The sequence below is a fragment of the Jannaschia seosinensis genome (assembly GCF_001408515.1).
Classification (GTDB): Bacteria; Pseudomonadota; Alphaproteobacteria; order Rhodobacterales; family Rhodobacteraceae; genus Jannaschia; species Jannaschia seosinensis.
On sequence record NZ_CYPR01000107.1, the window covers coordinates 1 to 11,647 of the forward strand.

General features: G+C 65.6%; 15 protein-coding genes. 1 reads left to right on the forward strand and 14 read right to left on the reverse strand.

The window, feature by feature from the left end:
• From JSE7799_RS08735 to JSE7799_RS08795, 14 genes are all read right to left on the reverse strand, one after another.
• The coding region (locus JSE7799_RS08735) for an IS256 family transposase (RefSeq protein ID WP_055663272.1) at window positions 1–1,194 on the reverse strand (1,194 nt) is incomplete at its 3' end.
• A 94-nt stretch (window positions 1,195–1,288) separates the two neighbouring features.
• Window positions 1,289–3,277, reverse strand: a complete 1,989-nt coding sequence (locus JSE7799_RS08740; RefSeq protein WP_055663273.1) for a PriCT-2 domain-containing protein — start codon at window positions 3,275–3,277, stop codon at window positions 1,289–1,291.
• Window positions 3,277–3,501: a DUF6511 domain-containing protein gene (locus JSE7799_RS08745; RefSeq protein WP_055663274.1), complete on the reverse strand. Its 225-nt coding sequence runs from the start codon at window positions 3,499–3,501 to the stop codon at window positions 3,277–3,279. Before JSE7799_RS08745 ends, JSE7799_RS08740 begins: the two co-directional genes overlap by 1 nt.
• Window positions 3,498–5,252: a DEAD/DEAH box helicase gene (locus tag JSE7799_RS08750; RefSeq protein ID WP_083480400.1), complete on the reverse strand. Its 1,755-nt coding sequence runs from the start codon at window positions 5,250–5,252 to the stop codon at window positions 3,498–3,500. The genes JSE7799_RS08745 and JSE7799_RS08750 overlap by 4 nt, the downstream gene beginning before the upstream one ends.
• Complete coding sequence (locus tag JSE7799_RS08755) at window positions 5,246–6,190, reverse strand: PD-(D/E)XK nuclease family protein (protein ID WP_055663275.1); 945 nt, start codon at window positions 6,188–6,190, stop codon at window positions 5,246–5,248. Before JSE7799_RS08755 ends, JSE7799_RS08750 begins: the two co-directional genes overlap by 7 nt.
• On the reverse strand, window positions 6,190–6,552 hold the full coding sequence (locus JSE7799_RS08760) for a hypothetical protein (protein WP_055663276.1): 363 nt from the start codon (window positions 6,550–6,552) through the stop codon (window positions 6,190–6,192). Before JSE7799_RS08760 ends, JSE7799_RS08755 begins: the two co-directional genes overlap by 1 nt.
• A gap of 65 nt (window positions 6,553–6,617) precedes the next feature.
• The gene (locus JSE7799_RS08765) at window positions 6,618–7,130 is read right to left on the reverse strand and encodes a DUF669 domain-containing protein (protein ID WP_055663277.1); all 513 of its coding nucleotides are present in this window, start codon (window positions 7,128–7,130) and stop codon (window positions 6,618–6,620) included.
• Window positions 7,131–7,153: 23 nt separating this feature from the next.
• Complete coding sequence (locus JSE7799_RS08770; RefSeq protein ID WP_055663278.1) at window positions 7,154–7,900, reverse strand: ATP-binding protein; 747 nt, start codon at window positions 7,898–7,900, stop codon at window positions 7,154–7,156.
• Window positions 7,900–8,049 (reverse strand): hypothetical protein, encoded by a 150-nt coding sequence (locus tag JSE7799_RS21020; RefSeq protein WP_186201884.1) that lies wholly within the window; start codon window positions 8,047–8,049, stop codon window positions 7,900–7,902. Before JSE7799_RS21020 ends, JSE7799_RS08770 begins: the two co-directional genes overlap by 1 nt.
• Window positions 8,039–8,809 (reverse strand): hypothetical protein, encoded by a 771-nt coding sequence (locus tag JSE7799_RS08775; RefSeq protein ID WP_055663279.1) that lies wholly within the window; start codon window positions 8,807–8,809, stop codon window positions 8,039–8,041. Before JSE7799_RS08775 ends, JSE7799_RS21020 begins: the two co-directional genes overlap by 11 nt.
• Complete coding sequence (locus tag JSE7799_RS08780) at window positions 8,806–9,339, reverse strand: hypothetical protein (protein WP_222101726.1); 534 nt, start codon at window positions 9,337–9,339, stop codon at window positions 8,806–8,808. Before JSE7799_RS08780 ends, JSE7799_RS08775 begins: the two co-directional genes overlap by 4 nt.
• Window positions 9,339–9,653: a hypothetical protein gene (locus JSE7799_RS08785; RefSeq protein WP_245624842.1), complete on the reverse strand. Its 315-nt coding sequence runs from the start codon at window positions 9,651–9,653 to the stop codon at window positions 9,339–9,341. The genes JSE7799_RS08780 and JSE7799_RS08785 overlap by 1 nt, the downstream gene beginning before the upstream one ends.
• Before the next feature lie 35 nt (window positions 9,654–9,688).
• Window positions 9,689–9,985: a helix-turn-helix transcriptional regulator gene (locus tag JSE7799_RS08790; RefSeq protein ID WP_055663281.1), complete on the reverse strand. Its 297-nt coding sequence runs from the start codon at window positions 9,983–9,985 to the stop codon at window positions 9,689–9,691.
• 201 nt (window positions 9,986–10,186) lie between these two features.
• Complete coding sequence (locus tag JSE7799_RS08795) at window positions 10,187–10,870, reverse strand: hypothetical protein (protein WP_055663282.1); 684 nt, start codon at window positions 10,868–10,870, stop codon at window positions 10,187–10,189.
• Window positions 10,871–10,983: 113 nt separating this feature from the next.
• Between JSE7799_RS08795 and JSE7799_RS08800 the strand changes: the two genes are divergently transcribed.
• Window positions 10,984–11,647 (forward strand): XRE family transcriptional regulator (locus JSE7799_RS08800; protein WP_055663283.1); only part of this gene is annotated, 664 nt, incomplete at its 3' end.

Here is an 11,647-nt window from a genome sequence, read left to right on the forward strand (position 1 = left end):
CAGACGGTTTGGCCCGTTGATCTTCCGCCACTTCTTCTTGGCTGACTTCATGAGTCGGAAGACCATGGCGAGGGCGGTCTTGCGGTTCAGGCAGCCCTTGGTTTTGCGGGTCCGGTTCCTGACCGTGGCGAAGACACTCTCGATCGGGTTCGTGGTCCGAATGTGCTTCCAGTGCTCGGCCGGGAAGTCGTAGAAGGCCAGCAGCTCGTCACGGTCTTTCACCAGCTTGGCCACAGCCTTCTCGTACTTCGCGCCGTAGATTTCGACGAAGAGATCGAAGGCGGCATTCGCCTCCTTCTTCGTCTCGGCCATCCAGATGTCTTGCAGATCGGCCTTGACCCTTTCATGCATGGATTTGGGGGTCGCGCCCAGCACATTGGCGGTCTTGTGAACCCAACATCTCTGCTCGCGCGTGTCGGGGAAGACATCCCGCAGGGCCGTCCAGAACCCGAGCGCACCATCGCCTGTGGCCAGTTCCGGGGGCACAGTCAGGCCGCGCTTCTTCAGCCCTTTCAGCAGGTCGCACCAGCTGTCGGCATTCTCACGGAACCCGTCTGTGATGGCGAGAATGTCCTTCTCGCCGTATTCGTCGGCGCCAATAATCACCAACATACATTGGCGATCGCCGTCCAGGCGTGGCGTGAAGTAGACCCCATCCGCCCAGATGTAGACGTAGCGCTTGCCCGTGAGATCGCGCTTGCGCCAGGCCTCGTACTCCTCCCACCACGCGGCCTTCAGACGCGTGATGGTCGAGGACGACAGCCCCTCGGCATCAGGTCCGAGGAGCGCCGCCAGTGCCTCGCTGAAGTCGCCCGTCGAGATGCCCTTCAGGTACAGCCAAGGTAGCAACTCCTCGACCGACTTCGCCTTGCGCAAATACGGCGGTACCAGCGCCGAGCGGAACTTGATCTTGCTCCCATCTTCATTGCGGCCGCGATCGCGCACGCGCGGGACCTGCACAGGAATGGTCCCGATCCCGGTCATCATCTCGCGCTCGGGCAGAAAACCATGGCGCACAAGACGCTGGCGGCCCTCCTCGTCCAGAAGATGCGCATGCTCGGCGAGGAAGGCGGATACCTCCGCCTGAACCGCCGTTCGCAGAAGCTCCTTGGCCCCAGCTTGGATTACCTCGGTCAACGGATCCGCAGAAAATTCCGATGGCAGTTCGAACGGGACAACGGTAGATTTGGCCATGGTGGCATATCCTTTCTCTTTTGAGACTGACGGCGCGTGAACACCGCCATGATATGCCGCCTACTTCAGGCCATCACCAACTTTCGGGCATAACTCAGTCGGCGGCCGTGATGTCGATCTCGGGACGCACCGGGTCACGCCCCACGGCCACGATCATGGCGAGCTTCAGCGCATTTTCACCAATGCGAGCCAGGATTGCGGTGAAGGCCGTCCCCGCGGCAGCCCGCAACTCTCCCGTCAATTCGACGCTTAGCGCCTTGAACCGCGCCCGCGCTTCATCGGTAAGGGGGACGATCATCGGTGTCACGGTCGTGTTCTGATCGGCCGTCTTGCCTATCAGGTTGCCCTTCTGATGCCCGCCACCTGCCGCAACACCCTGCAGGCCCCGGATCAGCGCAGGCGGAGCCTGCCGGATGCCCACAGCGATGTTCTCGTCCGGATAATCCTCGTCGCTCGGCAGGATCAGGAAACGCGCGAGCGAGCCATCAACCACGTTGGCGCCCTGCAACGCGCCCCAGAAGTGCAGCGGGGTCGTGGTGCCGTAGACGCAGAGGCAGGGCTGGTTGATGTCACGCCGCTCGTTCGAGCCGTCCCGGTTGGCATATTCCGCGCCGAGGAAAATCCCGCCCGCTGCGGTGTAGAGCTCGGTCATGTTGTCGAGGATCTCGGTGATGTGGCGCGGACTGCGTTTGCGGTCAGCGGCGGCCGCGAGGAACATGCCAAACTCGTCGATCTGGAACAGGATTGCGGGCTGGCGGTGGAGCGCGGTCAGGAGACCCGCGCCGGAGGCGATCTTGTTGCCGCCGAGGTGATGGGCAAGGCCCGCCTCGAAGAAGACCTCGTTGATGATCTCGCGGGCGTGGTTCTTGCCCGATCCGCTGTCGGCGATCCCCACGACATAGAGGTTCGAGCGCAGGTTGCTCTCGGTCCGGTATTGCCGCCCCATCAGCGCGCCGATCGCACACAGGCTCGCCCCGAGCGACAGCAGCGGCTGCGGACGCCTGGCGGTCGTCAGCATGTACTCCGTCAGATCGCCCACCAGGCCGTCCGGCATCACCAGCGTGAACGGCGGGCTGACCGGGGTGTCGCCGCCTTGCTCGGATGGAACGTTCAGCCTCGACAACAGCCCCGCCGCTGGATGCTCGCCATCGCAGGCTGCAGCGCCGTCCAGACACAGAAAGGCATCAGGCTGCCAGCCGCGCTCCATGGCGAGGTGGTAGATCGTGCCTGCGCCGATCCGGTCGGGCTTGAAGCTGGCCCAGGCCTTGGCCGTGATTGCGGGCATGTCCTTCGCGGCCTGCGCCGACCAGTCCGAGAACAGATCCGCCCCCGCCTCCCCGAGCGCGCCTTTCAGGGCCATGCCAATCCGCATCCAGCTGTCGTAGTCGAGCTCGGCATTGGGCAGCCACGCGAGCGCCGCCTCTATCGCGGGCAAGGTCCCGACCTGGCTGTGGCTCCGCAGGTGGTCGGCCGAAGGGATGCCAGTCGCGAGATTCCGCTGACGCAGGGTCTCGGGCAGCAGCGCGTAGGCCTCGTCGAGGAACGCGGCCGCTGCTTCGGCAGCGATCTCCGGAAGATCACTGATATCGAGATCGGCCAGCCCTTCCTCCGGCCAGGCATAAGGTGCGCCCGTGTCCGGGTGGATGGCATAGGCCACGAACTGCTGACCGAGGCAGAGCACCTCCAGCGGATGGCGCTTGATCCCCCGGAACGGCTCAGCCGTGCGGTAGATCAGCATCCGTTTCGGGGCTTTGCCGATCCGCAACGCGGGGGTGTCGCCCAGCCGGTCCCGCGCCAGTTGCTCGATCCGGAACGCCAATTCCGCGTCCTCGGCAATGTCGATATCGACCGCCGCGACCGCGCCGCCGACAATACCGATCCCGCAATCGGGCCAAGCCGACCAGGTCGCGATCTCGACTTCTGTCGTGGCCCGTGCGGCGTGCCGGTTCCATTCCGGATAATCGGCCCACGCCCCGCGCGTGAACTGCCCGGGCTTCTTGGTGCCCGGACCGATCGGCAGGATGGCATAGCCATTGGTGACGAGGCGCGCGCCGATCCGCGCCATCCAGGATGTATCGGCCATCAGAAAGACACCTCGGGGGTCATGGCGTCGAGCCGCGTGCGGTCGTTGCCCGCAAGCTCGCGCAGGTGGTCGCAGTAGCCGGTGACCACCGCATCGATGAAGCGGTCCCATTCGGTCTCGGTCAGGGTGACGAGATCGGACTTGCCGATGCTCTCGAGGTATTCGCCGCCCTGTTGGCCACCGACGGTCATCGCCTCGGCTTCATTGGGGGTCGGATCGATCATGCCCTTCCTCCCGTGACAGATGTCCTGGCAGGTCCGGGAACAGAGGTGCTTCCGGCTGGCGTCCCGCCGGTGGTCCGAGACGGGGAAGATCGGGTTGAACCAGCCAAGTCCGCGAGGTTCCCGGTGGCAGACGCCGCAGAGGCCGGCGTGGATTTGGTGCATGGGTCGAACCTGTGACCGGTGATTTCAAAATAGCGGCCTGAGGGACGGACCGAGATCGCACTGGGAGTCTTGATCCGGCCTGCCTGCGCAATGGCCCCATCGACGCTGAGCGGCACGGGCAGACCCCGCGCGCGCGTGCGCCACCAGTCCGCGGCTTTCTGGCACGCGTAGCCCTGATGCTCGAAGCAGACCCACTCGCTGTAGGTGGTGAGGCCGCAGCTATAGGTGACCTTCAGCGAGGGCCGCCCTCCGCGCTTGTCGTGCCGCCGGTATGAGACGTCGCTCACCTGCAGCCATTGCGGCGCTTTCGGCGCCTTTGGCGACAGCACCGGCAGCGTGGCGGCGGTCGGGACGAGTTTCACCTCGCGCGCGGGAAACTCGTATCCGCAGTCCGGGCATTCGGTGGCCGATAGCGCCACGATGCTCTCGCACATCGGGCAGACCTTGGTGGGGGCCTCACCCCCGCCGCCCTCACCGGGGCGCTTTGGGCGCACCAGGTCGATCGGGCCGTGGCGGCGGACATTGCCGGCGAAGTCCAGAACGAGGCAATTCTCCTTGCCGGTATCCGCACTGAGGCGTGTCCCGCGACCGACCATCTGGACATAGAGGCCGGCAGATTTCGTGGGGCGCAGCAACGCGATCAGATCGACGCCGGGCGCGTTGAAGCCGGTCGTCAGCACGCCCATCGAGGCCAGCGCGCGGATCTCGCCGCGCTTGAAGGCGGCGATGATCGCATCCCGCTCCTCCTTCGGCGTGTCGCCGAAGATGGTCTGACAGGTGATGCCCTGGCGCCGGAACTCTTCGGCGACATGGCGCGCGTGGTCGACGCCCGAGCAGAAGGCGAGCCAGGATCTCCGATCCTTGCCGTAGTCGATGATCTCGGTGACAGCGGCGCAGGTGATGGCGTCCTGATCGACCGCGGCCGCCAGGTCATGCGCGATGAAGTCACCAGCGCGGGTGCCGACCTTCGACACATCCAGCCGCGTCGCGGGCTGCTTGGAGACCAGCGGGCTGAGATAGCCCGCATCGATCAACTCGCGCACCGGCGCCTCGTAGGCGATGTCGGTGAAGAGCGCCGATTTGCCCTCATGCAGCATGCCGCTGCCCGTCCGGAACGGCGTGGCGGTGAGACCGATCACCTTGAGCGCCGGGTTGATCTGCGCCAGCCCGACGAGAAAGCGCCGATACATCGTGCTCGAGTTGCCCGGGATCAGGTGGGCCTCGTCGATCAGCACCAGATCGGTATAGCCGATCTCGCGGGCGCGGCGGTGGATGGACTGGATGCCGGCGAACAGGACGCGCGCCTGCGCCTCGCGCTTGCCGAGCCCCGCCGAATAGATGCCTGCAGGGGCCTCGGGCCAGAGCCCGATCATCTCGGCATGGTTCTGGGCGATCAACTCGCGGACATGGGTGACGACGAGCACGCGCTGGTCGGGCCAGGCTTTCAGCACGCCCTCGATGAAGGCGGCCATCACGAGGCTCTTGCCTCCAGCGGTCGGAATGACCACCAGCGGATTGCCGGTGTGGGTCTGGAAATAGCCGTAGATCGCGGTGATCGCGGCCTGTTGATACGGGCGCAGGGTCAGCATGGCGCGTCCTCCGTGGGTCGGGCATCGTTTTCCCAGGTGCTGCCATCGGCCATGTGGTAGGTGACGATGTCCTCCGCCGCATCGACGACCTCACCCGGAACGAGATCGGGAATGAAGAGATGGCAATTGCAGGCCGCGCGCTGCTCGGCAGGCGCGAGCATCCGTTCGTGCCGGGCGCAATGCCACCCGCCGTGCAGTGCGGTGGAGTGCAGGCAGGAGCGGCAGGTCACGGCCGCACCGCCACCCTCGTGGCAGGCGGCATGATGATCGCAGAACCGGCACTCGAACCAGGCCGGGTCCTCGCTGATCCGCGCGGGCGGATGCTGTGCGAAGATGACCCGGTTGGCCTTTTCGAGCAGGCGTTCGGCCATCGCGCCGTCAGCCTCGATGCGCTCGACATGCAGCGCATCGGTGTTCTTGCAGACCGCCATGTAGAGTGCGCGGGTGATCCCCGTCAGGTGCATGTAGACCTGCATCTGCGCCGCGTGCTGGGGCTTTGACAGCACCACGCCCTTGGCGGTCAGATCGGCAAAGCTCTTGGCGGAGTGCGTCTTGAACTCCAGCACATGCCAGGTCTTCGGCGCTTCCAGCAGGCCGAGTGCTACGCCGTCGAGCGAGCCCCCGAAATGACCGCCATGGTCCTCGACACGGAATTGGCGGCCGGTGTCCGGATCCACCTCGAGCACGGTCGCGCCGGTGGCGCGCAGGTTGCGCACCATCCGGTCCTCTTCCAGCTGCCCGGTCTCGAAGAGGCGCAGCAGGCGGCCGGAATGATGGGACGGCGTCGCCCAGCGGAAATCATACCAGAGCGCACGGGCGCAGGATTTGCCGATGATCGACGCGCCGAGGTGATCGCGAAAGCCATCTCCCTGGCGGGCCTCATAGGACGCATGGATGGCCGAGAGCGTTGGCGTGGGAGCGGCGGGAAGATCTGCCATCACAGGCCCTCCCGTTCGCTGCGGGCCTGGGCCTCGACCAGAATGCCATTCCAGGTCTCCGGGTCGTGCCGTGAGCGCAAAATGTCGATCAGGGCGTCCTTCAGCGTTTCGCGGCGGCGGCGGCCGGTGCCCTTCGCGAGCAGTTCCGCCCGCTCGCGGCTGAGGTGGCGCAGCGCGGTCCGGGCCCGGTGGAACCAGTCGGGATCGATCGGCTTGTGGCCGCGCTGGCGTGCCAGGTCGGCAGTCGCGATCTGCGTGCGGATCTTGGCGATATCGTCGTCGAGGTCGATCAGCCGGCGCTGGTCATCAGGCAAGCCGGGGCTGATCACGGCCACGGGGGCCGCGTTGTTCGGATCTGTCATGGGAGCTTCCTCGGATGGGGGTGGGCGCTGCCCCGCCCGTCAGGGGGACAGGGCAGCGCGGTTCATCAGCCCTTCTTGTTCCAGGGAGCGGAGGCCATCTTGACGGGCGCTGCGGTCTGCGTGGGGGGCGGCGCCGCGGGGGTTGCCGCAGGCCGGGCGGCACCAGCCGGGGTTGCCCCACGCTCGGGCGGCAGATAGGCGATGGCGTTGCTCTCGCCGTAGCCGTTCTTCGGGGGCCTGATCTTCACCTGGATCGTCATCGGGATCAGGTGCAGTTCCGCGCTGTCGCTGACCTGCATCTTGCCCGTCGCATGGCAGATCGCCGACAAAGTGCGCTGCGCGATCTCGACCGTGGTCGGGTTCGGGTTCACCAGGTTGAGCTGATCGAAGATCTTCCGGCCCTTGTGTTCCCCGTCGAGGATGTCGAGCATCAACCAGAGAAATTGGCCCATGCCGTTGCGCGTGACGCGCATCTCGCTTTCGACGATTTGGGCGCGGTATTTGCCGGCGGGCAGCAGCTCGTAGGCGGTGGTGGGCTCGATGCTGGTGGCGTCAAAAGACGTATCGAAACGTGCCATGGTCTTGTCCTTTCAGGTCTGGATCATTCGGGTTGGGGCATGGCCGCGAGAAACTCGGCCCAGCTGAGCTCGAGCGTGTCCGGCAGGCCGTAGCGGTTCTTGGCGAGGAAGGCGGGGCGCTCTTCGGTGTGCATGACGCGCGCACCGGACCCGAGCGCCCGGGTTACCTTCTTGTTGAAGCCGACATCGGATTTGGCGACCGAGATCTGGTAATTGGCGAAAAGCACCACGTCGGAGTGCTCCTGCAGCAGCGCCGAGGCGCGGGTCTGCAACTTGATGACATACCGGTCGTAGGGCTCGTGCTCGGGGCTGTCGAAACGCTTGATGTCGGTATGGGCAATCTGGATGACCACCATGCCCTTCCGGTCGCGCAGTGCATTCAGCTTGTCGAGATATTCGCGCCAGACGGTCAGCGCCTCGGCATAGCCCTTGCCGAAACCGGGGGTTTCGATCGATTGCCAGCCATTGCGCTTGCAGGCTTCGGCCCAGATCAGCGGCTCCAGCCAGTCGACGCTGTCAACGACGACAGTCCCGAAATCGTGGTCCTCATCCAGCAGTGCGTCGAGCGCCTCCGCCACCTCGGCATAGCTGGTCGCCAACGGAAAATGCGGGACCTGCAGCTTGCCAAGACCATCCTCGGTCATCACGAACACGGGCCTGTCCGCGTCAGCCGCGAAGGTGGATTTGCCGACACCAGCAACGCCGTGGATCAGGATACGCGGAGGCGTCAGCGTCGAGGTCGTGCGCAGGGATGCGAGAGAAATGGCCATCAGTGGACTCCTTCTGGCTGCTGCATGGAGGGATGAGAAATCGTCGGCGGAGCATCGGTCGATCCCGCTGTGACCGCCGCAAACAGCGCATCCAGCCGGTCGGCCTCGGTGATCCGTTCGGCAAAAGCCGCTGATCGGCTATCGAGCATCGATCCACTCCTTGATTGTTGTAAAAGCTGCCGACCCCTCGGCGATGGCCCTGGCATCGAGGTCGTGAAACGGGGCGTCCTGCGCCTCGCGCATGCCTTGCCGCGCCAGAGCGAGGTTCTCGTCCGTGGCCCATTCGGCAAAGGCACGGAACGTGCCGGTCACATGCTGCCAGGCCGCTTGCGCCGGCGTCGGCGGGACATAGAGCGGGTTCCGGCGGGTGGGCTTGCGCTGAGGGCGCAGTCCCCGCATGGCGGCATCCGTGACCATCTTGCGCAGGGCGGTGCGGTTCGGTTCCTCGCCACGCTCGAGCCGCTCGTCGAGCGTGCGGCGGACGATGCCCGGATCGTTTGTCTCGGCATCGCGGAGCTGACGGGCTTCGTGGATCTGGTCGCGGCGCAGGCCGAGATCGGCGGCGGTGGCAGGTGCGTTGTCTTCTCCAACGCAGCTCCGCGCGCGGCCCATGACGTCACCGCGGGCCTGAGCCGCATCGTATTCGTCAGCAAGACGGCGCTTCGCAGCGGCCTCGATCTCCAGCGCGTCGGCCTGGGCACGGTGTGCGGCGGCGACCAGATCATCATGCGCGGCCTTGGCGCTCTTCATGCGTGCTGCGCGTTTGGCCACATCGTAGGCCAGTCCTGCCGCCTCGCGCGCTTCCAGAACCTCCGCGGCTGTCTTGGCGCCCGACAGCATCGTCGCGGCGCGCTCGATCAGGCTCGGCAGATCTTTGGCGGGGTTGGGAATATGGGCCAGCGCTGTCATTGCGCGGCCTCGTTCGGCTCGAGCGTGACCTTGAGCGTGCCGGGCCGTACGGTGCGCGCGGGCTCGAAACCGGCCCGGATCGCGTCGGGCCAAGCTGCGTATCTGCGCTCCGGCACCTTGAAGGCGATGTCGACGTACTGCGCGGGATCGTCTCCGGCGGCGCGGATGCGCGCGACCATCGCGGCGAGGCGGTCCTGATCCCAATCGACCCGTTTCGGCAGGTCGGCGACCACGGTGAAATCGCCGTCATCGAAGCGAACCGTGCCGGTGTCCTTGTCCGCGGCGTGTCGCTCCTCGGCGGTGCGGGTGGCGTAGCGGACGGCCAGTGCGGCATCGAACCGCGCCTTGGCGGCTTTGTCGCGCTTCAGGCGCGCGTCGATCTCGCGCTGCAGGATGGCCAGCAACTCGACCGGAAGGGCGGCGATCTCGGCGACGTTCAGCGCTGGCAAATCGTCGGGGGAGGGGGCGTTGTCGGGGTAGGGCATGTAGAGGTCTCCATGATCGGCAAAGAAGGACTGGAAGGCGGTCATCACGCGGCCTGCAGCTCGTTGAGCAGCAGCTCGGACAGTGAGACAGCGGAGGCTCCGGGCCTGGGGCGCGCGATGGCGAGATAGGCGAACCGGTTGGCCCCCACGCGCGTCTGTGCGAGATGCACCAGTCCCTTCTCGAAGGCGCCGAGCGCTGCCTGTCCGAGATCCGCCAGCCGGCGTCGCTCCGGCTCCGGCAGAAGCGAGATCCCCGGCGTGACATCGATCCCGAGAAAGCCGCGGTGGTATTCCAGCCATGCGCCAGCCTTTGCCTGTGCAATCCAGGCGTAGAGTTCGATATCTGTCAGGCGCAGCACGGCGATGTGCCGTCCACTTTGGTTTGCGGCCGCCATCAACATGCCCGCAGCGACCGCCGCAGCGGGACGGTGGGGCAGGGGGCTCGCGTGGGATCGACTGTCAGTTGTCGCGGCGATTGCCCGGTCCGGGCGACGGCCTCGCTGATCCGTACCGCCCGCTGAAGCTGGCTTTCTTCGAACTCCGCGATGTCGGCCAGCCGGTAGAGCACGCGTCCGCCCAGCTTGAGATATGCCGGACCTTTGCCGGCGTAACGCCAGCGTTCCAGCGTCCGGTGGGAGATCCCCCAGCGCCGCGCCAGCTCCTTCTGGTTCAAGTTCTGTGTCTGCAACATCGGGGTCTCCTCTCATGCGTCGTTGAGGAGACATTGCCGGATTGAAGTGTGGGATGTCGTCAGGATTTGCGGGGGATGCGGAGGGGGATCAGAACGTCCATATGGGACAGGGCTCTGTGCGCTTGAGGCGCCATCTGATCCCCTTCCATCCCCCGCTCATCCCCCTCACCATCCCCTGCCGCTGAGTGCGGCGCAGGCAAATCAGCCGAGGTTGAGGCGGTATCCGCCACGGCGGTCGGAGCGGACGAGCTGTCGCCAGTTCTCCTGCGACTTGAAGACATCGGCCATGCGCAGGCTCTTTGAGCCGGCGCCCGACAGGATCGCCTTGCCGCTCTGCCATGGCTCGCCCGCCAGCGCCGCTGCGTGCAGCGCCCGGATCACCTCCGCCTGGATCGGGCCCAGCTTGAACCGGTGACCGTCGCAGCGAACCTCCTGGTAGCCGGCCGAATGCATGAAGTTCGGCGCCTTGGCTCTCTGCCCGCCCGTAGCGAAGCCGCTCTCGACCTCGAACCGGTCGCGCTCCGCACGCCGCAGCAGAAGGTCCCCGATCATCACGAAGACCGGCTGGGCATCGCCTTGGAGCGCGGCGTAATCCGCGCGCGGCGTGCGAAAATTGCTCAGATGGATCTCGCCGCAGCGGAACAGCTGAAAGACATCGCGCGCATGCAGATCGAGCAAGCCGCTATAGCTCACCTGCTCCCAAGTCACGCGGCGCCGCTCGCCTTCGGCCAAACTCTCATAATGACCGAACTCGACCGGGGCCTCGAAGACGCGCACCGAAAGGCGCAGCCGATCGTTCTCGGCCAGGTAGGTCAGGTCTGCCTCGCTGATCTGCCATCGCTCAAGGATCTCGGGGAGCGTGAAATAGGTCTTGTCGATGTTCACGCGCGTCCCCTCTCGACGAATCTCTTGCCAGATGTTCACTATGCGTTCCTATTGGCTTGACGGGAGCCCATCAATCCTGTTCTGTCCAACATCATCCATGAGCCGGTGGGAACATGACCGAGCATCACACGCTATCCGACCGCCTTCGCGCCCGAGCACAGCAGCTTGGCCTCAGCCCCGCTCATGTCGCCGAAATGGCCGGTGTGAACCGTTCCTTCATCTACGACATCCTGCGCGGCCGGTCGGCACGTCCCGGCATCGGCAAGCTGGCCGAAGTTGCGCGGGTGCTGAAAGTCGAGCGGGAGTGGCTGCTACATGGCATCGGTGAGGTCGAGGGGGCGTCGCCCTTTATTGAAAAGCCCGACGAGGCCTTCGTGGCAATCGCGCATGCCAGCCCGCGGCCCTCGATGGGCGGCGGTGCGGTCGTGGCCGAGGATCACGAGGCGCCGGGCCGTCCGTATCACTTCCGCCGGTCCTGGATCAAAGGCAGCCTCAAGGCGAGCCCGTCACAGCTGCGCATCATGCATGTCGAAGGGGACAGCATGACGCCCACATTGCTGGACGGGGATACCGTGCTTGTCGATCTCAACCAGCGGGCCCCGAACCCGCCGGGGATCTTCGTACTCGACGATGGACTGGGGCTGGTGGCGAAGCGGCTGGAGCACATCCCCAACAGTGACCCACCGGCAGTCCGGGTGATTTCGGACAACAAGCACTACCCCGAATACGAAAGAACGGCCGACGAGATCCACATCGTCGGCCGCATCCGTTGGTTCG

Excerpts from the sequence above, each read along its gene's own strand:
- JSE7799_RS08740 (WP_055663273.1), bottom strand. The coding sequence starts at position 3,277 with ATGGCCGATACATCCTGGATGGCGCGGATCGGCGCGCGCCTCGTCACC.
- JSE7799_RS08745 (WP_055663274.1), bottom strand. The coding sequence starts at position 3,501 with ATGATCGATCCGACCCCCAATGAAGCCGAGGCGATGACCGTCGGTGGC.
- JSE7799_RS08750 (WP_083480400.1), bottom strand. The coding sequence starts at position 5,252 with ATGCTGACCCTGCGCCCGTATCAACAGGCCGCGATCACCGCGATCTAC.
- JSE7799_RS08755 (WP_055663275.1), bottom strand. The coding sequence starts at position 6,190 with ATGGCAGATCTTCCCGCCGCTCCCACGCCAACGCTCTCGGCCATCCAT.
- JSE7799_RS08760 (WP_055663276.1), bottom strand. The coding sequence starts at position 6,552 with ATGACAGATCCGAACAACGCGGCCCCCGTGGCCGTGATCAGCCCCGGC.
- JSE7799_RS08765 (WP_055663277.1), bottom strand. The coding sequence starts at position 7,130 with ATGGCACGTTTCGATACGTCTTTTGACGCCACCAGCATCGAGCCCACC.
- JSE7799_RS08770 (WP_055663278.1), bottom strand. The coding sequence starts at position 7,900 with ATGGCCATTTCTCTCGCATCCCTGCGCACGACCTCGACGCTGACGCCT.
- JSE7799_RS21020 (WP_186201884.1), bottom strand. The coding sequence starts at position 8,049 with ATGCTCGATAGCCGATCAGCGGCTTTTGCCGAACGGATCACCGAGGCC.
- JSE7799_RS08775 (WP_055663279.1), bottom strand. The coding sequence starts at position 8,809 with ATGACAGCGCTGGCCCATATTCCCAACCCCGCCAAAGATCTGCCGAGC.
- JSE7799_RS08780 (WP_222101726.1), bottom strand. The coding sequence starts at position 9,339 with ATGACCGCCTTCCAGTCCTTCTTTGCCGATCATGGAGACCTCTACATG.
- JSE7799_RS08790 (WP_055663281.1), bottom strand. The coding sequence starts at position 9,985 with ATGTTGCAGACACAGAACTTGAACCAGAAGGAGCTGGCGCGGCGCTGG.